21 protein-coding genes and 1 pseudogene are annotated in these 17,676 nt (G+C 61.0%); 8 read left to right on the top strand and 14 right to left on the bottom strand.

The genetic code is table 11. The annotated features are described in order from the left end of the window. Positions 1–3: 3 nt before the first annotated feature. Complete coding sequence (gene sohB / locus HX868_RS10335; RefSeq protein WP_016977113.1) at positions 4–1,029, bottom strand: protease SohB; 1,026 nt, start codon at positions 1,027–1,029, stop codon at positions 4–6. Positions 1,030–1,222: 193 nt separating this feature from the next. Between sohB and HX868_RS10330 the strand changes: the two genes are divergently transcribed. Both HX868_RS10330 and HX868_RS10325 read left to right on the top strand, forming a co-directional pair. Then, complete coding sequence (locus tag HX868_RS10330; protein ID WP_177002781.1) at positions 1,223–1,933, top strand: histidine phosphatase family protein; 711 nt, start codon at positions 1,223–1,225, stop codon at positions 1,931–1,933. 56 nt (positions 1,934–1,989) lie between these two features. Beyond that, positions 1,990–2,304: an SCP2 sterol-binding domain-containing protein gene (locus HX868_RS10325; protein ID WP_010210990.1), complete on the top strand. Its 315-nt coding sequence runs from the start codon at positions 1,990–1,992 to the stop codon at positions 2,302–2,304. Positions 2,305–2,361: 57 nt separating this feature from the next. Here the strand turns inward: HX868_RS10325 and HX868_RS10320 are convergent, their stop codons facing one another. From HX868_RS10320 to HX868_RS10305, 4 genes are read right to left on the bottom strand one after another with little or no spacing between them, the layout of a single operon-like run. Then, positions 2,362–2,850, bottom strand: a complete 489-nt coding sequence (locus HX868_RS10320; protein ID WP_177002780.1) for a periplasmic heavy metal sensor — start codon at positions 2,848–2,850, stop codon at positions 2,362–2,364. After that, positions 2,847–3,278: a hypothetical protein gene (locus HX868_RS10315; RefSeq protein ID WP_177002779.1), complete on the bottom strand. Its 432-nt coding sequence runs from the start codon at positions 3,276–3,278 to the stop codon at positions 2,847–2,849. The genes HX868_RS10320 and HX868_RS10315 overlap by 4 nt, the downstream gene beginning before the upstream one ends. Further along, on the bottom strand, positions 3,275–3,853 hold the full coding sequence (locus tag HX868_RS10310; protein ID WP_177002778.1) for an RNA polymerase sigma factor: 579 nt from the start codon (positions 3,851–3,853) through the stop codon (positions 3,275–3,277). The genes HX868_RS10315 and HX868_RS10310 overlap by 4 nt, the downstream gene beginning before the upstream one ends. A 15-nt stretch (positions 3,854–3,868) precedes the next feature. Next, a complete protein-coding gene (locus HX868_RS10305; RefSeq protein ID WP_177002777.1) occupies positions 3,869–4,180 on the bottom strand; it encodes a YXWGXW repeat-containing protein in 312 nt (103 codons plus the stop codon). Positions 4,181–4,393: 213 nt separating this feature from the next. On the opposite strand from HX868_RS10305, the gene HX868_RS10300 reads away from it, so the two are divergent. After that, the gene (locus HX868_RS10300; RefSeq protein ID WP_162834922.1) at positions 4,394–4,534 is read left to right on the top strand and encodes a hypothetical protein; all 141 of its coding nucleotides are present in this window, start codon (positions 4,394–4,396) and stop codon (positions 4,532–4,534) included. Here HX868_RS10300 and HX868_RS10295 read toward each other — a convergent pair. Next, positions 4,531–4,779 carry a DUF1652 domain-containing protein gene (locus tag HX868_RS10295; RefSeq protein WP_033902309.1) on the bottom strand — a complete coding sequence of 83 codons (249 nt, stop codon included), beginning with the start codon at positions 4,777–4,779 and terminating at the stop codon, positions 4,531–4,533. The two genes, HX868_RS10300 and HX868_RS10295, sit on opposite strands and share 4 nt — an antisense overlap. A 247-nt stretch (positions 4,780–5,026) precedes the next feature. Between HX868_RS10295 and HX868_RS10290 the strand changes: the two genes are divergently transcribed. Then, positions 5,027–5,971: a sensor domain-containing diguanylate cyclase gene (locus HX868_RS10290; protein ID WP_095017618.1), complete on the top strand. Its 945-nt coding sequence runs from the start codon at positions 5,027–5,029 to the stop codon at positions 5,969–5,971. Between the two features lie 266 nt (positions 5,972–6,237). On the opposite strand, the gene HX868_RS10285 is transcribed toward HX868_RS10290, so the two are convergent. From HX868_RS10285 to HX868_RS10265, 5 genes are all read right to left on the bottom strand, one after another. Further along, positions 6,238–6,498, bottom strand: coding sequence for a hypothetical protein (locus tag HX868_RS10285; RefSeq protein WP_177002776.1), 261 nt, complete (start codon positions 6,496–6,498; stop codon positions 6,238–6,240). A gap of 4 nt (positions 6,499–6,502) precedes the next feature. Beyond that, positions 6,503–6,949: a GNAT family N-acetyltransferase gene (locus tag HX868_RS10280; RefSeq protein ID WP_177002775.1), complete on the bottom strand. Its 447-nt coding sequence runs from the start codon at positions 6,947–6,949 to the stop codon at positions 6,503–6,505. 74 nt (positions 6,950–7,023) lie between these two features. Next, the gene (locus HX868_RS10275) at positions 7,024–7,929 is read right to left on the bottom strand and encodes a helix-turn-helix transcriptional regulator (RefSeq protein ID WP_177002774.1); all 906 of its coding nucleotides are present in this window, start codon (positions 7,927–7,929) and stop codon (positions 7,024–7,026) included. 36 nt (positions 7,930–7,965) lie between these two features. Further along, positions 7,966–8,661, bottom strand: coding sequence for a fumarylacetoacetate hydrolase family protein (locus HX868_RS10270; RefSeq protein ID WP_177002773.1), 696 nt, complete (start codon positions 8,659–8,661; stop codon positions 7,966–7,968). Positions 8,662–8,726: 65 nt separating this feature from the next. Beyond that, complete coding sequence (locus HX868_RS10265; protein WP_177002772.1) at positions 8,727–9,764, bottom strand: AbrB family transcriptional regulator; 1,038 nt, start codon at positions 9,762–9,764, stop codon at positions 8,727–8,729. 109 nt (positions 9,765–9,873) lie between these two features. Between HX868_RS10265 and HX868_RS10260 the strand changes: the two genes are divergently transcribed. Next, complete coding sequence (locus tag HX868_RS10260) at positions 9,874–10,773, top strand: LysR family transcriptional regulator (RefSeq protein WP_177002771.1); 900 nt, start codon at positions 9,874–9,876, stop codon at positions 10,771–10,773. A 4-nt stretch (positions 10,774–10,777) separates the two neighbouring features. Here HX868_RS10260 and HX868_RS10255 read toward each other — a convergent pair whose 3' ends face one another. Together HX868_RS10255 and HX868_RS10250 are read right to left on the bottom strand one after the other, a co-directional pair. Then, complete coding sequence (locus HX868_RS10255) at positions 10,778–11,107, bottom strand: hypothetical protein (RefSeq protein ID WP_025999890.1); 330 nt, start codon at positions 11,105–11,107, stop codon at positions 10,778–10,780. Positions 11,108–11,199: 92 nt separating this feature from the next. Then, positions 11,200–11,640, bottom strand: coding sequence for a carboxymuconolactone decarboxylase family protein (locus HX868_RS10250; protein WP_177002770.1), 441 nt, complete (start codon positions 11,638–11,640; stop codon positions 11,200–11,202). 185 nt (positions 11,641–11,825) lie between these two features. Between HX868_RS10250 and pdxR the strand changes: the two genes are divergently transcribed. Beyond that, entirely contained in the window at positions 11,826–13,211 is a 1,386-nt protein-coding gene (pdxR, locus tag HX868_RS10245; protein ID WP_177002769.1) for a MocR-like pyridoxine biosynthesis transcription factor PdxR, read from the top strand. Between the two features lie 80 nt (positions 13,212–13,291). Further along, a complete protein-coding gene (locus HX868_RS10240; RefSeq protein WP_177002768.1) occupies positions 13,292–13,873 on the top strand; it encodes an LOG family protein in 582 nt (193 codons plus the stop codon). 57 nt (positions 13,874–13,930) lie between these two features. Here HX868_RS10240 and HX868_RS10235 read toward each other — a convergent pair whose 3' ends face one another. Next, positions 13,931–16,432, bottom strand: coding sequence for a TonB-dependent siderophore receptor (locus HX868_RS10235; RefSeq protein ID WP_177002767.1), 2,502 nt, complete (start codon positions 16,430–16,432; stop codon positions 13,931–13,933). A gap of 253 nt (positions 16,433–16,685) precedes the next feature. Between HX868_RS10235 and HX868_RS10230 the strand changes: the two are divergent. After that, positions 16,686–17,676, top strand: a pseudogene (locus HX868_RS10230) (type IV secretion protein Rhs); the annotation flags it as partial.

Genomic DNA, 17,676 nt, shown 5'->3' with positions numbered 1-17,676 from the left:
TTTTTACCAGAATCGCTGCTGGGTCAACCGGCTCCACCAGGTCAGTAGCACGCGGTCCACCGAACCACTGGCCGCCAGGCCTACGCGCTCCTGCAAGCTCTTGCGCTCGGCATAGTGCAGGTGGAACACCTCGGCGGTCTTGGCCTTGGTGGCCAGGTATTCATCGCTGGTCTGCAGCTCATCGACCAGTTGCTTGTCGAGGGCTGCAACACCCAGCCACACTTCTCCGGTCGCGACGTCATCAATCGCCAACTGCGGGCGGTAACGCGAGACGAAGTTCTTGAACAGTTGATGGGTGATGTCCAGGTCTTCCTGGAACTTCTCGCGGCCCTTCTCGGTGTTTTCGCCAAACACCGTGAGGGTGCGTTTGTACTCACCGGCAGTCAGCACTTCAAAGTCGATGTCGTGCTTTTTCAGCAGACGGTTGACGTTTGGCAACTGCGCTACCACGCCAATGGAGCCGAGGATGGCAAACGGTGCGCTGATGATCTTCTCGCCGATGCACGCCATCATGTAGCCGCCGCTGGCCGCCACCTTGTCGATGCACACGGTCAACGGCACGCCGGCCTGGCGGATACGCGCCAGTTGCGACGAAGCCAAGCCGTAGCTGTGCACCATGCCGCCGCCGCTTTCCAGGCGCAGTACCACTTCATCCTTCGGCGTGGCCAGGCTCAACAACGCGGTGATTTCATGGCGCAGGCTCTCGGTGGCCGACGCCTTGATATCGCCATCAAAGTCCAGCACAAACACCCGTGGCTTGGCCTCGGCTTTCTGCTTGCCCTTCTTCTTTTCGGCCTTGCCTTCGGACTTGCGCAGGGCCTTGAGCTGGTCCTTGTCGAGCAGCGTCGACTCCAGGCGTTCACGCAAACCCTTGTAGAAGTCATTGAGTTTGCTGACCTGCAATTGACCGGCGGATTTACGACGCCCCTTGCTGCGCAGCGACGCGAAACTGACCAGTACCACCAGAATAGCGACCACCAGAGTGACGGTCTTCGCCAGAAAGCTCGCGTATTCGGCCAAAAAATCCATGGTTCTCCTTACAAATGCAGTGCGCCAGGCGCGGATTGCCCAAGCATACCGACGGGGCTTGCCGGGAGCCAGTGCTCAAACCGCCACCAGGCGCCCTCCAACGCGCTTTTAAAACAAGCGTATGTTTTTTCATTGACAGCTCGCAGGCATCCTCATAACCTCGCCAGACTTTCAACGTACCGGGAAAACGGACGTGGGCAGCATCTATCTGATTCGACATGGCCAGGCCTCCTTCGGTGCAGACGACTATGACGTCCTGTCGCCCGTCGGCGTGGAACAGGCACAGGTGCTCGGCCGCCACTTGGCCGACATGGGCCTGGTGTTCGACCGCTGTGTGGCCGGCGACCTGCGCCGCCAGCAGCACACCGCCACCGCCGCGTTCGATCAGTACAATGCCCTGGGCCTGCCGGTGCCGGCGCTGGAAATCGACAGCGCCTTCAACGAATTCGATGCCGACGCGATCATTCGCGCCCTGCTCCCCGATCTGCTCACCACCGAACCCGAAGCCCTGGAGATCCTGCGCAATGCCGCGCAGAACCGCAGCGAATTCCAGCGCATCTTCGCCCTGATCATCGAGCGCTGGCTGGCCGGCACCTATGATCCACCGGGGCTGGAGAGCTGGCTGGGCTTTGTGGAGCGTGTCCAGGGCGGCTTGCAACGCATTCTTGAAGCGGCGGACAACACGCAGAAAATTGCGGTGTTCACCTCGGGCGGCACCATCACCGCCCTGCTCCACCTGATTACCCGGATGCCCGCAGCCCAGGCCTTCGAACTGAACTGGCAAATTGTTAACACCTCGCTCAACCAGCTGAAATTCCGCGGTCGCGAGGTGGCACTGGCTTCCTTCAACAGTCATACCCACTTGCAACTGTTGAAGGCGCCGCAGCTCATCACGTTCCGATGAACTGCGGCCAACCGTGACCCCAAGGTCACTGGACTCCACCCTAAAGGATCGAAACCATGACTGACGTAGCCAAAGCTGTAGAAGCAATGAAAGCCAAATTCAACCCAGCCGCTGCCGACGGCCTGGACCTGGTGTTCGGTTTCCGTATCGACGACACCCAGAACTTCTCGCTGGTGGTGAAAAACAACACCTGCGAACTGCTGGAAGGCGAAAACCCAGACGCCCAGGTCACCCTGGTGATGGACGCTGAAACCATGAAAGGCATCGTCAGCGGCGAAACCGACGGCATGCAAGCCTTCATGGGCGGCAAACTGCGCACCGAAGGCGACATGATGCTGGCGATGAAGCTGAGCGAGCTGTTCCCGGCTTGATTCACGGGCAACCCTGAATCCCGATCCCGCCCTTCCCGGCGGGATTTTTTTTGCCCGCTATCTTGAGTCCGCTACCGGCGCCTTGAGTTTTTCCTTAGGTTTGCCCTGCCCGCGCAGGTACAACGCCTCGACCAGTTTTTGCCGATCGACCTGGGGCAAGGTGCTGGCAAACTGCGCCAACGTGGTGTCCACCAAGGCACGAAGCGCCATATCCGCCTCGCGAGCCTTGGCCAATTCGGTGACCAGCACATCCCGGTCCAGCGTCGGTGCCTCCAACTGCTTGATCACCCCCAACCGCGCCTCCCGCCCGGCCATCACCAACGGCTGGCTATCGGCGCGGTTATGACGCAACAACTGGCGCAGTTCCCGTCGCCGCTCCGGCGGCAACTTGACCATCGCCTGCCGCAACCCATGCTGGTTGACCACCGCCTCAACAGGCTTGGCACTGGCCATCCAGTGGTAAACCGCCCCGCCCACCCCGCCCATCAAAAACACATTGAGCAACACCGAGACCAGCAACCACGGTTTAAGGGATTGGGTACTCATTGCTCGGATTCCTCGGCATTGACGGTAAAGATGACTTGCGCATCGCCCTGGTCAAACACACTGGGCAATACCTCGGCGGACACCATCGGCAGCGGCACGCTCATGGACGCCACCAGCATGCCGGTGACAACCCCCGCAATGCCCACGCCCACCAGTCCCGCCGGTGACAGCCAAGCGGCATAGCGCGACCAGAACGACATCCGGCGCGGCGCTGACAGGCGGATCTGCCGGGCCAGCGCCGGGTCGGTGAATGCCAGTTGATGGCTGTCCAGCTGGGCGTCGAGCCAACTGGCCTGATCCAACACTTCACGGGCACTGACATTACCGCCGTCGAGCAGCGCCTGAGCCGCCCCGCGTTCAGCCAAGGGCCAACGCTGTAGGTTGGCGCCATAGGCGTCGGCCAGATAAGCAAATCGTTCGAGTGTCATGATGTTCCCCTTCCTGGGCGGGCAAGCCCGGGTGTATCGGCAAGTTGGCTGCGCAACTGGCGGCGGGCCCGCGACAGCAGGCTCTCCAGTGCCTCGACGCTGATATTCATCAGGGCCGCGGCGTCGATGTTCGACAGCTCCTGGTAGTACTGCAACACAATCGCCTCGCGCTGACGCGCGGGCAAAGCGGCCAACGCGGCGGCCATGCGCGCGTTGCGGTCGGCGCTTTCCAATTGTTCATCCAGAGGCGGTGCGCTGTCCGCCAGCTCCAGCGCCTCCTCCTCGTTCAAAGGACGTTCCCTGCGCCGACGCAAGCGGTCATGGCACAGGTTGAGCACCACCCGATGCAGCCAGGTGTCGAAACGCGCCTCGCCACTGCGCCAACGGGCCGCCTGGCGCCAGATGCGCAGGAAGCTTTCCTGGGCCACGTCCTTGGCTTCGTCGGCATCCCCCAGGATCCGACTGGCGAGTGCCAGCAGACGCGGCAGTTTGCGCGTCACCATTTCGTTGACGGCCGCAGGTTCGTTGTTGCCGATGCGTGCGAGCAGTTCAACGTCCGGATCAGAGTCTTTCAATCGGGCAATTCTCGGTCAGCGGTTCCAATACCCTTCGCGCCAATACCAGTTGGGACCGTGGGCTTCCCAATGGCCGGGCTCCCACCGCGCATTGCGCATCACCGGCTGCCAGTGGCCTGGCACCCAGCCATAGCCGCGCCCTTCCCAGCGCCAGTGGCCACGGTCCCAGGCGTAACCTGGCCGCTCCACGGGGACCATTTCCACACGCTCCGGTGGCGGCGCCTGGCGGATGATGATTTCGGTCTGGGCAAACACCGGGGTGCTGACAAACGCGGCAAGGGCCAGCGGAGCAAGCAAGGCAAAGCGCAATGTGGCCAGGGGTCTCATGGCAACTCCTTCATGCAACGGGCGAAAGTGCCGGTTGCTGATGGGTTGAACGGGGCGTGTCGAAAAATCCGTCGCAGGACGCGCAGATTATTGTCGCAGGCAGTATTGCCCAGGGGATGAAGGCACTTGATGAAAGGTTTGCAAGCTTCGCGACGGATTTACGCAGGTGGCAACGTTGAAGGATTAACGCTGATCAACCCAAGAGGAAACACCATGTCCCGCCGACTTTATATGCTGGTTGCCGCACTGCTGATCGCCAGCCTCAGCGGCTGCGTGATCGTGCCGGAACACCGCCATTGCTGCTGGCGCTATTACGGCGCGCTCGATACGCCGACCCACAGCGTCAACGGCTAGCCGACTGCCGCAAAACCCCGGCGCCCGGCCTTGATTTCGGTGCGCAACTCGCCAATCAGGTTTGAGATGGAACGGATGCTGTCCAAACCTTCGGGGGACACCCCGGTCAGCAGCAGGTCGACCCGGCCGGACACGGGCTCGAAGATATTGATACGCAACGAGCCGTCGCTGTTCAAGGTGCAATCGCATGCCAGCGGCAGGAAGCCCGAGGCCATGATGCGGTTGAATTCAACGATTGAAATCATGACAAGTTCCCATCCCTGGGCCTCACGAGGTGTTGTGATGGAGACAGAGTAGATGAGGTTCTACAGGCCATGGAAGCATTAATGCAAAAGTGTTAGCCATGCCTCATTTCGCCCCGAAAACGCCGAATCACTGACGCCAGAAAACCCGCGTTTCGACCTCTCGTCTGCTGCTCCGGCGAGGGCTTGACTCAATGCGTCGATCACAAGACGCTCTTGGCTTTTCGCCATCATCTTGAGCCAAACCCCTATGAGCATCGACCCTCCGAGCCAACCCGACAGCGATGTATACAAGACCTTGCTGGAGTCGACCAAGGCCATCCCTTGGCGCATTGATTGGCAGAGCATGACCTTCAGCTACATCGGCCCGCAGATCGAGACCTTGCTGGGTTGGACCCCGCAGAGTTGGGTGAGCGTGGACGACTGGGTGGAGCGCATGCACCCGGATGATCGTGAATACGTGGTGAATTTCTGCGTGTCGCAATCGCGCGCCGGGGTGGACCACGAAGCGGACTACCGCGCGCTGACCGTGAACGGCGACTACGTGTGGATTCGCGATGTGGTGCACGTGGTGCGCAAGGACGGCGAGGTCGAGGCGCTGATCGGGTTCATGTTCGATATCAGTGAGCGCAAGAAGACCGAAGAGCACCTGGTGCGCCTGCAAAAACAACTTGAGGAATATTCCTACCAGGACGGCCTGACCGGCATCGCCAACCGGCGTATGTTTGACACGGTGCTGGAGCGTGAATGGGCCAGCGCCCAGCGTAGCCAATTGCCCCTGTCGCTGATCATTCTGGATATCGATTTTTTCAAGCAGTACAACGACCACTACGGCCATATCAAGGGCGATGAATGCCTGCGTCAGGTGGCGAACACCCTGTCCCAGGCGGCCAACCGTCCGAGGGATTTCATTGCGCGTATTGGCGGCGAAGAGTTTGTGTGGTTGCTGCCGGAAACTGATGCGGATTCCGCCCGGCAAGTGGCGCAGCGTTGCTTGCACCTGATCCGCCAGCAGCAGATCGAGCATGGTTTTTCGGCGGTGTCGAACCTGCTGACCCTGAGCCTGGGCGTCGGTACACGCATCGTGAAACCCGACAGTCCGATGCTGGGATTTGTCGAAGAGGTCGACAAGTTGCTGTATCAGGCCAAACGTAATGGGCGGATGCGCGCCGAGTTCGCTGGCGATGAAGTTTGACGCGAAGGTCAAATTAAAGGCAAAAAAAATCCCAAGTAGCTGATGGAAACTTGGGATTTAAAAATGCATAAACCGTGGGAGGTGAACGCCCGGCTATAGTAACGATTGTAAAAACCTGTAACAAGATTATTTTAATCCTTTCGTCGGATTAAAATCGCTGTAAGTCATTCAATAACCACACATTTTTTAAGGTAGCACGGTCTATGAGTGCCACTTTTTGGTGCAACTACCGACACTATTTCCACTTATAAAAAAGGGTTATTGGATTAAAGCGGCGTTACACTTTTGGATATACGCTCATTCAATTGTTTGCAGGCTTCCTGGGTTTCAAGGCTATTGGGCAGTACCGAGCGCCCTACACTTTCCACCTGCCTGCACAGCGCCAGGCGTTGGTTGGCGGCTTCCCGCTCGCGGTCAACCTCGGCGTTGAGCCGCACAAAATAGAACCCCAGCAACACCGCAGCACAGAGCACGCCGAGCACAAAGTAGCGAAAGCTATTGGAAGACGGCGGCTCGGGTGGGCTCATGACGTTATTGCGCCCTGCTCTTCTCGTAACGCACGTCATCGCCGTCTACTGGACCGACCACGCTCCACCCCAGCCGCTGATAAAACCCGTTGGCACGGATTCCGTCACGGCCGTCGGTAATCAAGAACAACCGATCATGGTGTTCAAACAGCGCAGCCTCGGCCACGGCCATCAGTCGACGACCCAGGCCGAGGTTCTCGAAAGCCGGCCGCACGAACATCGCGAACACCTCGCCTTCGGCCTGATCGACCATGGCAAACGCGGCCGGTTGGCCATCCACCTCGGCGATCCAAACGCAAGGCGCCGCGCGGATACTGTCGGCCAGCACCTGCGGCGTGATACCCAGGTCGGCCATTTGCTCGACACTCAAATGGTTTTGCACCACCGAGGTGCGAATGGCGAAGAGCGTGTCGACATCGTCCTGCGTCGCCACGCGGATTAGCGTTTGCATACTGGCCTCCCTAGTAGAGGGCGCAATTGTATGCAAATAGAAACATACTGAATGTCGTGGATTTGTAAAACGCCCTACAGAGCCTCGCGCTGTTGCCGTCGGAATTGCCCCGGTGCCACGCCATGGGCCTTGCGGAAACATCGGGAAAAATACGCCTCGTCGGTAAAACCGCAGCGGTGCGCAACCGTGCCGATCATCTGCGCACTGTTGAGCAACAAGGTGCGCGCCAACTGCATGCGGCGGTCGAGCACCAGTTGCGAGAAGGGTTTGCCGGTTTCCTTGCGCAACAGGTGAGTGAGGTAGTTGGGCGACAGGAACGCCGCCGCCGCTGCATCCGTGAGGTTGAGGGTGGGTTCATGCAGGTGCTCGCGAATATAGCCCTGCACCCGCGCCAATGCATCCTTGCGTCCACGCCGCGTGGCATTGTTGGCAGCGAAGGCCTGCAACGGCTCGGCGTACTGTTCGCAGACCAGGCCGATCAGTTGAAACAGGTAGCCCTTGAGGCGTTCGCGGGCGCCGAAGGTGCGGTGGGCATCGAGTTCGCGCATGTGGGCAAGCCAGGTTTGCACCTGCTCGAACGCCGCGTCTTCGAGAATGAAGTCCAACTGCTCCTGGAAGCGAAACGGCGACAGCTCCGGCGCCTGGCCGATGGGAATGTCTTCCAGGTCCAGCGGATCGCACGTCAACTGCGGCAGGAAAAACGCCTGGCTGAAGTTGATCAGCATGAATTCGCCCTCTTCGGGATGGGGAATTACATGCAGGCGGTGAGGCAGGATAAATGCCAGCGCCTTGCGCGGAAACGGCCGCACCGCGCCGCCGATATGCTGCACGGTGTCGCCACCGAGGTTGATCTGGATCTGGAAATACTCATGGCGATGGGGGCTGGTCAGCGCCGCTCGCCCGCGTTTGTCGCGGATGTAGAAGTCGGGGCGGTCGCTGCGTTGTTCCATGCCGTAAGTGGTGACGCGGGTGCCTGGCATAACGGTCTCTCGGGCGGCCTGGGCACCACTGTAACCTCAACCCTGGCCGAGGGTGAAACGCAACTCGCCGATGCCGTCGATGCCGGCGGTGATGACATCGCCTGGTTGCAAGGTGCCGACGCCTACCGGAGTGCCGGTGAAGATCAAGTCGCCGGCCTTCAGTGCGACGGATTTGGAGGCATGGCTGATCACTTCACTGACGGACCAGATCTGGTCGGCCAGGTCGCCCACCTGGCGCTGTTCACCGTTCACGTTGAGCCAGATCTTGCCGCTGGACGGATGCCCGACCACGCTCACCGGTTGCAGCGCAGTCGTCGGTGCGGACGCATCAAAAGCCTTGGCCCAATCCCACGGGCGTGACAGCTTCTTCGCCTGGGCTTGCAGGTCGCGACGGGTCAGGTCGATGCCGACGCCATACCCCCAGATGTGGGAAAACGCCTGTTCCGGGCTGATCTCCACCCCGCCCTTGCCGATGGCCACCACCAGTTCCACTTCGTGGTGCAGGTCGGCGGTCAGCGGCGGATAGGCGATCACGCCTTCGGCCGGCACCACGGCATCCGCCGGTTTCATGAAGAAGAATGGCGGCTCGCGGTCCGGGTCATGCCCCATCTCACGAGCGTGTTCGCTGTAGTTGCGACCCACACAGAACACCCGGCGCAGCGGGAAGCGTGCTTCGCTGCCCTGCACGGCCAGGGACGGGGTTTGCGTAGGTGTGAATACATAGTCAGTCATGGCTTGGGCCTCGTCGTTACCTGGCGCCAGTATGGCGAGTGGCGCCGGGGCGAAGTTGGACAGGTCTACGCAGATTTTGCACTGGACGGTGCTTCAGAAGGCCGATCCAACAGGCGATACAACGGCAGGCACGCCGCCTGGATCAGCAACATGCGGATCACCTGCATCGCCGTCACCAATGTAACGGCCAGGCCCAGTGCCTCGGCGGTGAGGCTCATTTCCGGCGCGCTGCCGGGCATCATGCCCAGGGCCAGCGACAGCCACGGCATGCCCAACCCGGCACCCAGCGCCCAGGCGGCCAATGCGCTGGCGATCACCGAACCGGTCAATAGCAGCAGCACTTTGCCCAGCAGGCCCGGTGCGCGCTGGAAGAAACTGCGGTCAAACGCGACGCCCAATGCGCAGCCAATCAGCAATTGGCCGCTGCCGCTGAGCCAGCCCGGCATGCTCATCGACAGGTGATTGCAGCCCACCCCCACCGCGCAAATCAGGAACGGCCCGAAGGTCCAGGGGTTAGGCAACTTGCACTGCTTGAAACCCAGGGCCGCCAGCCAGCCCACGGCGAGGATGAAGATCAGCCAGGGCCAGATGACCGGCAATGGCGCATGCGCAGCTACAGGGGGCATCCCGAAAGTGGCGACAGCCGGCACCGTCAAAAGAATCAGCAACAATCGGATGCTATGGGCGGCGGCAATAAAACTGGTGTCCCCCTGGCGTTGGCGGCCCAGGTGCACCATCTCGCTGGAGTTGGCCGGCATCAAGGCGAAGAACGCTGTGCTGAACGGCACGCCCCAGCGATGCAGGATCAGCACCGAACACAGCGCCAGTACCAGCGTCAGCAACACCGCCGTGACGATCAGCCCGAGATGAGCCGCCACTTGCTGCATCACCGGCAGCGTGAAATGACAGCCGATGGCAACCGCCACGATGAGTTGCCCGGCTTGGCGGCCATGGGGGATTTCCGGCACCAAGCTGCCGGCGCAACGGATCAGCATCACGGCGACCAGCGAACCGATCACCCAGGGCAACGGCCACCCCGCCCAACTGGCAAGGCTGCCGCCCAGCGCGCCGATAATCAGTGTGAAGAGCCAATGGTTGGGCATGGAGGAGCACTCGGCATGGAGAAGAATGCCGACAGGCTATAGACTTGCCTTCATCACAGAAAATATCCATTTGTGAAGCCAGCCATCACTCTTTGTTATGTGAGCCGTCATGAACCTGAAAGCGCTGGAGTACTGCGTCGAGATCGCCCGCCAAGGCAGCTTCACCAAGGCCGCCCAGGCCTTGCACGTGGCACAGCCGGCACTGAGCATGGCGGTGAGCCGGTTGGAGGGTGAGTTAGGCGTGGCCCTGTTCAACCGCGCGACGCGGCAGATCAGCGTGACTGCCGAAGGCCAGCTGTTCCTGGCACGCGCCGAGACGTGCCTTGAAGGCTTGGCCGGTGCCCGCCGTGAATTGCAGGACTTGACCCAACTGCACAGCGGCGAAATCCGCGTTGGCGTGCCGCCCATGTACGGCATCCGTCATATTCCCGACCTGCTGATGCAATTTCGCGCCCAATACCCTGGAATTGCCATGCATGTGGTGGAAGGCAGCGCCGATGACATCAGCGAACGCCTGGCAACGCGGGACATCGATGTGGCGTTGTTGGAGTCGCGACGGGTTGATCCGGCGTGGGAGTCGGTGCTGCTCGGCAGCGATGAGATGGTGTTGTGCATGGCCGAAGATCACCCGCTGGCGGGCCTCTCGTCCATCTCGGCGCAGCGGCTGCAACACGAACCGATGCTGGTGTTCGACAACACCTTCCTGCAACGCCATCTGTTGGACGCCTTTTGCAACAACGCCCGCGTGCGTTTCAACATAGCCCTGGAAAGCAACTTCGTGCCGCTGGTGATTACCGCCACGCGCAACGGCATGGGCGTGTCCACCTTGCTGCGGTCGGTGCAGGAGCAAGAGCCAGGGTTGGCCGGCGTTTCATTCGAGCCGGCGCAGTTCATGCACTTCAACCTGTGCTGGCGCGCCAGCGAATACCTGTCCCAGGCCAATCGGCGGTTTATTGAGACGGCGAAGGTGTATTTCCAGGAAGACGCCAGCTCGCCGCTGTCACGTTAAGCCGTTATTTGCGTGCGACTTTGTAGCGCACGCAATCCTGATAGAAGCCCTGGCGGATCGCCTCGGGTTTGAGCCGTGAACGGCTGTCGTAGGTCTGTTCGGTAATGCCCATGGCCATCATGCGCATCCAGGACTTGCTGAACTTCATGCTTTGGATCTTCTGCCGCGCCGCGTACAACGACACGCCCGACAGCTTGAGTTCCTGGGCCCTGGCGGCGGTGCCGGCGCCCCAACTGCACATGTACTTGTCACCCTCGCGCAGCTCCCGTGCCTGCACGGCAGCCGCGCCGCCGGCCAGGGAGCAGGCGATCAGCATGATTCCAACAGAGCGCATTTGCATCCTCACCTAACCACCTGAAAATAAAAGCGATTCTGGCGAGGATTTTGTTACAAAGGGGCCATTAAATTGCCTTATTGCGCCAGGTTTCAGTTGGCCGCAGCCGGCGTGGTGCGAAAGGTGATGCCCAGGCGGTTGAATGCGTTCATCAAGGCAATGCCGTAAGTCAGGTCGGCCAGCTCCTTGGCGCTGAACTCGGCGGCGGCCGCTGCGTACTCTGCGTCCGAGACGTCGCTGTGGGTGACCGCTTCAGCGAAAGCCAGGGCGATGCGCTCGCGGGGGGTGAACACATCCCGTGCGTCGTGCCACACCGGCACCAGCACCAGCTTGTCCACGGCCAAGCCTTGCTTGAGCAGGTCGCGCGAGTGCATATCGATGCAAAAGGCGCAGCCGTTGATCTGCGAAACGCGCAGGTAAACCAGGTCGATCAGCGTCTTGGGCAGACCGCAGTTTTGCAGGTAGACATAAACGCCGCCGAAAGCCTTGTAGCCTTCCGGGGATGCTTGGGTGTAATCGAGGCGAGTGGTCATGATAAATCCTGTCGAGGTTGAGTGAAGGCACCATGTTGCAGCGCCATGGCTCACCTCTGAAGAGCCAAGAATGGACCCGGTGACCAGACCATGATGGCCTAGTCAAATGTTGCAGTTATGGTCCTTGGGTACAGGTCATGCAGCCGCTACAGTTAAGGCAGCCGCGACCAGGAAATCTCCCCCCCATGCACACGTTGCCCCCTTTGGACCCTACCTCGGCCGAGCCGATCTACCGTCAGCTTTACTGGCGTTTTCGCAGTGCCATCGCCGAAGGCCTGCTCAAGCCCGGCGAGCGTGTCCCGGCGGCGCGGGCGCTGGCCAAGGAGTTGGGACTCGCGCGCGGTACCATCGATAGCACTTATGCATTACTGACCGCCGAGGGTTATCTTGAGGCTCGCGGCCAGGCAGGCACGGTGGTGGCGCACGGTATCCAGAGCGCCCAGCCTACGCCGGTGGTCATCACGCCCTACAACGCGGTGCGACAACAGTCACACGTACTGCCCTTTCAGATGGGCCTGCCGGCGCTGGACGCTTTCCCACGCAAGATCTGGTCGAAAATCGCCGCCCGCTGCGTGCGCGCCACGCAACTGGCGGACATGGGCAACCCGCCGGTCTACGGCCTGCCTTCGCTGCGCACCGCTATCGCCAGTTACTTGCAGGTGGCCCGAGGAATCCACTGCACGCCGGAGCAGATCTTTGTCACGTCGGGCTACCGCAACACGCTGAGCCTGGTCACCCATGCGTTGCTCTCACCCGGCGACGCGGTGCTGGTCGAAGACCCTGGTTATCTGCCCACACGACCGCTGCTGGACCACTTGCAGATCAAGTCCATCCCCATACCTGTGGATCAGGACGGCCTCTGCGTAGAACACCTCAGCGCCGCCCGCGCCGTGGTTGTCACCCCCGCCCATCAAAGCCCGCTGTGTGTGTCGCTGTCGCTGCCGCGCCGCCTGGAACTGCTGGACTGGGCCCGCCGTGAACAGGCCTGGATCATCGAGGACGACTACGACGGCGAGTACCGATACGTCAGTCGCCCTCTACCGGCGCTCAAGAGCCTGGACCGCGAGGGCCGGGTGCTTTACGCGGGTACCTTCAGCAAAGTGCTGTTCCCCGGCATTCGCCTGGCGTATCTCGTGGTGCCCGTTTCCCAGGTCGGGCGTTTCGAACAGGTCAGCCAGAGCTTCCTCGGCAACTGCCCGGAACTGACCCAGGCCATCGTCGCCAGTTTTATCGCCGAAGGGCATTTCGCCCGGCATATCCAGCGCATGCGCAAGCTGTACGGCGAGCGCCGCGAAGCCACCGCCAACGGGTTGCGCAAGGTATTGGGCGCGCATATTTCCATTGATGCACAACCTGGCGGGATGCACCTGATCCTGCGATTCAAGAGCCCGCAATCGGACCGCTTGCTGGTGCAGAAACTGGCAAGCGTCGGCCTCTTCGCGGAAGCCTTGAGCGAATGGAATGTCGTGCAGCACAGCGGTCCCGGCCTGCTGCTGGGGTTTGCCAACATCGACTCCCAGGCCAGCGCTGAAGCATTGGGCCGGCGCCTCCTGGAATGCTGGGTGGCCTAGTCATCAGGTGATTTCTTGGCGCTGTGCTTGTCGGCCAACAGCCGTGAAACTGCGACGCCCTCCCCCAACCAGGAATTCTGATGCGCAGTCTCACGGTATTTTGCGGCTCCAACTTCGGCACCCACCCTCGCTACAGTGAAGACGCCAAAGCCCTGGGCCGTGAAATCGCCCGACGTGGTATTCGCCTGGTCTACGGCGGCAGCGCCAAGGGTCTGATGGGCGTGATTGCCGACAGCGCGCTCGCTGAGGGTGGCGAAGTGATCGGCGTCATCACACGATTGCTGCATGAGCTCGGGCACATACATCCAGGGCTCAGCGCCTATGAAATCACCGAAGACATGCGCAGCCGCAAAGCGCGCATGAGCGAACTGGCCGATGGGTTTATCGCCCTGCCCGGTGGCCTCGGCACCTTCGAGGAGTTGCTGGAAGCGATGACTCTGACGCAATTGGGCGAGCATCAAAAAGGCGTGGCCTGCCTGAATACCGCACAGTTTTTCGCGCCGCTGCAGGGCCTGTTCGCGCACGGCGTGCAGGAAGGCTTCATCAAGGCCGAACACAGCCAGATGCTGATCGTCGAAGACAACCCCGGCGCCCTGCTCGATGCCCTTGAGCGGTGGCAGGCGCCGGTGGTCAACAAATGGATTGAGCCCGCTAAGCGCTAGCCCGTTTCGGCCTTGGCGATGCTGCTCCCGAATTCTTTCGCCAAGGCCTTTTTTACTTCACCACTGGTAGGTCGCGCTCGCCTGCACGGTGCGCTGCGAGCCATACCAGCACCACGAATAGGAGTAGCAGGACGCAACGTACTCTTTATTCGCCAGATTGGTGGCATTGAGCGCCAGGCGCAGGTTGTCCTTCAGGCTGGTGATGTTCGGGATGTCGTAGTGCACGGCTGCATCGAACAGGGTGTAGCCCGGCACCTTGAGGGTGTTAGCCGTATCGCCCCAGGACGAGCCAACATACCGAGCCCCCGCACCGGCACCGAAACCTTTCAGGTTGCCATCATGGAAGGTGTAGTCGGCCCACGCCGAGGCGGTGTGACGCGGCACGCCGTAAGTGGTGGTGCCTTCGGCGGCGATGGCCGGGCCTACGCCGATGTCACTGATGGGTGCATACCGCACGGTGTTGTTGGACTTGCTGATGCGGTTGTCCAGGTAGGCGTAGGCCGCGGTGATGTCCAGGTTGTCATTGAGGCTGGCCTTGCCTTCCAGCTCAAAGCCACGGGATTGCACTTCGCCGTCCTGGCTCTGGCAGCGTCCGGTGCCGCACAGGTGAGTCGGGTCCGGGTCGGTGGTCAGCACGTTGGTCTGGCGCAGGTCGAAAATCGCCGCGGTGATAAAGCTGTTGCTGCCCGGCGGCTGGTACTTGATGCCGATTTCATACTGCTTGCCTTCGGTCGGCTTGAACACCGATCCACCGTAGCCGGTGCCCGACTGCGGGTTGAACGACTCGGCGTAGCTGGCATAGGGTGCCAGACCATTATCAAACAGATAGACCAGGCCGATACGGCCGGTAAATGCCTTGCTGTCCAGGGACGACTCGGACTTGGCGCCGGTGCGAATCGTCTTGGTGCTACTGTCGGTGCTGGCCCAGTCATAGCGCCCGCCCAGCAACAGGACCCATTTGTCCCACTTCATCTGTTCTTGCAGGTACACACCGGTCTGCTCGCTGCGCGAAGTGCCGTCGGTGGTGTAGGCCGGCACCGGGACCGACGCGCCATAGACCGGATTGAAGATATCCAGGGTCGGGCCAGCGGTGTAAACGCCCGAGCCGGACTTGGTGTCGGTGCTGGTGTTCTGGTAATCAAGCCCCATCAACAAGGTGTGCTGCAACGGGCCGGTGTCGAATTTGGCCTGCACCTGATTGTCGAGGGTGTAGGCGTCCAGGTCGACATCGCTGGCAATGGTCGAGCGGCGGATGGTGCGGTAATCCGCCATCAGGTAGTTGCTGTAGAGGCTGCGGTACTGGCCTTCGCTGCGCAGGTAACGCGCATTCTGGCGCACGGTCCACACGTCATCGAAGTGATGCTCGAATGCCCAGCCGATGCTGTAGTACTCGCGGTCACTTTTCTCGAAATTCTTTTCGCCGTCGTAGAAGTCCACATCGATGCTGCGCCCGGTCGGGCTGTGCAGCACCGAGCCCCAGGCCGGCACCGAACCGTAGGACGCGCCTTTGGGGTCCTTCTGGAAATGCCCGAGCAGGGTCAGCGAGGTCGCGTCGTCCGGGCGCCAGGTGAAGGCGCTGGACAGTGACTGGCGGCGCGTCTCGGTGTGTTCTACCTGCCCGTCGGCATCGTCGAAAAGCCCGGCCACCCGGTAGGAATACACGCCCTGATCATCCAATGGGCCACTCAGGTCGAAGGTCGTACGCTTCTTGTTGAAGGTACCGTATTCCACGCCTACTTCGTGAAACGGCGTATCCAGCGGGCGCTTGCTGACCATGTTGATCACGCCGCTTGGCGTGCCCTGCCCGTAAAGGACCGAGGCCGGGCCGCGCAGCACTTCCACGCGTTCCAGGTCAAAGGCATCCTTTTGCGGCAAGGCGTCACGGCTCGAGGGCATGCGCAGGCCATCGAGATAAGTGGCCGGAGAGAAACCCCGGATGGTCAATTGGTCCAGGCGCGATGCGGTGGCGCCACGGGTTTCCGGAATGACGGCGGCGCTGTAGCGCAGGATCTGATTGAGGCTCTCGGCGTTTTGCGCGCGCATCTGGTCTTTGGTGACGATGGAGATCGACTGCGGCGTTTCGATTAGCGCCGTGTCGGTCTTGGTGCCCGACAAGCTGCGCGTGGCCACATAACCGGACACCGGCCCGGTCGGGCTTTCAGTCTGGTATGCGCCGCTGATGGTGGTGGCCTGCAACTCCATGGCCCCGCCGTTATCCGGGATGGCTTCGAGGCGGTAGCGGTCGGCGGAGAGCTTCAAGGCTTGCAAGCCGCTGCCGGCGAGTAACTGATTCAGCGCCACATCAGTGTCGTACTGCCCACTTAAACCCTTGCTGCGCTTACCGCGCGTCAGGCTTGCATCAAACGCCAGCACCAGGCCCGCCTGCTCGGCCAGGCTATTGAGCGCCTGGCTCAAGTCACCGGCGGGAATCGAGAAACTGCGCACGGCGCTGCTGGTCTCTTCGGCAAAGGAGGACTGGACGGTCAGCAACGGCACGGCGGCAAAAGCCATCGCCACTGACAAGGCCAGTGGGTGCAAGGGACGAGCAAGGCGCGACATGGGAAATCCTGCGTAAGGGAGGTTCTATAAACCATGACGGCCATGTCGGGAAATCGGGCAAGGATGAGAGCGATTTTTATTTAAGTTGCCGCACTGCAATCAGTTTTGTCGCTTTTTCGTGTAGCCCTTTGGGTTGGTTTTTTGCGGCTTTTTCCCGTGATCAGTCAGCCCTTTCTGAATTTCTCAACCGTTCATCCCGCTGCGTTTTGCTACGGCATGCTCCGACGCCTTGCCCTTTGCCGAGACGTCACGGATGACCCACCCTTCCCACATTGCCCTTATCGAATTTGAGCTGGATGGCTTCCATCAGAGCCTGGTGATTTATCGCCAGCAGATGGACGCGTGGTATTCGCGTGCGCTGGATTCGGTGAGCCATGCGCTGGACATACCGTCGCTGCTGGGGATGGATCGGGTGTTGCGGGTGGGCGATTCGCAGCGGGCGGTGAGCATTACGGATACTGACTTTTCGACCGTGGCCCAGTGCGCGGTGGGCGGCGAGCTGAAGATCGAGAGCCTGTTCGAGTCGGTGTATGACGTGCCGATCGGCAACATCCCGGTGGAGGTGATCGGGCTGGATGACGGCAGTTCCACCGTGATCATGCTGGATGAACAAGGCAAGGGCTCGCACCACTGCGCGGCGGGTGGTCGGTATCAGGTGCGGGTGCAGGGGGGCGTTTCTGCTGAGCAAGTGGACGCGTTGTTTGCGTCTTACGCTGGGCTGACCGGGGATCTGGAGCAGTGGCTTCGGGCGCAGTGGTCGGGTTTTAAACCGCGCTGGGAGCAGTCCACCGTCAGCGCGATTGGCAGCGGCGTACTGGCAGGCGGTTGGGCGGCGATTCGTGATGTGTGGGACAGCATCAAGCTCGTACAGGCGATTCTTGATGACCCATTGAAGTATGTCGAAGAGTTGGGCGCAGAAGCGGCCAAATTGGCGCAGCTCGCCACCGATGCGCCCAAAGTCATGGAACAGGCGATGCTGCTGGCCAGTGATGAGGCAGCACTGTTCCTGATGCTACGCACGGCGATGATCTGGCTGGACGCATTGCCGCCCGGTGAAATGGCCGAGATGGCGGCTGGTTTTGTGGTGTCTCTGTTGATTGATCTGGTGATTGGCGTGGTGTTGACCATCGCGTTACCGGCGGCGGGTGTGGCGTATTTGAGCCTGCGGTTGGTCAAGTATGGCGGGCAGATTCTTGATGCGGCGGTGGGTTTTGTCAGGGGGCTTTTGGGGATTCTGACGAAGT

It is taken from the genome of Pseudomonas reactans, from assembly GCF_013385825.1.
Classification (GTDB): domain Bacteria; phylum Pseudomonadota; class Gammaproteobacteria; order Pseudomonadales; family Pseudomonadaceae; genus Aquipseudomonas; species Aquipseudomonas reactans.
Note: the sequence above shows the minus strand (reverse complement) of the source record. Positions and strands in the feature narration are given on the sequence as shown.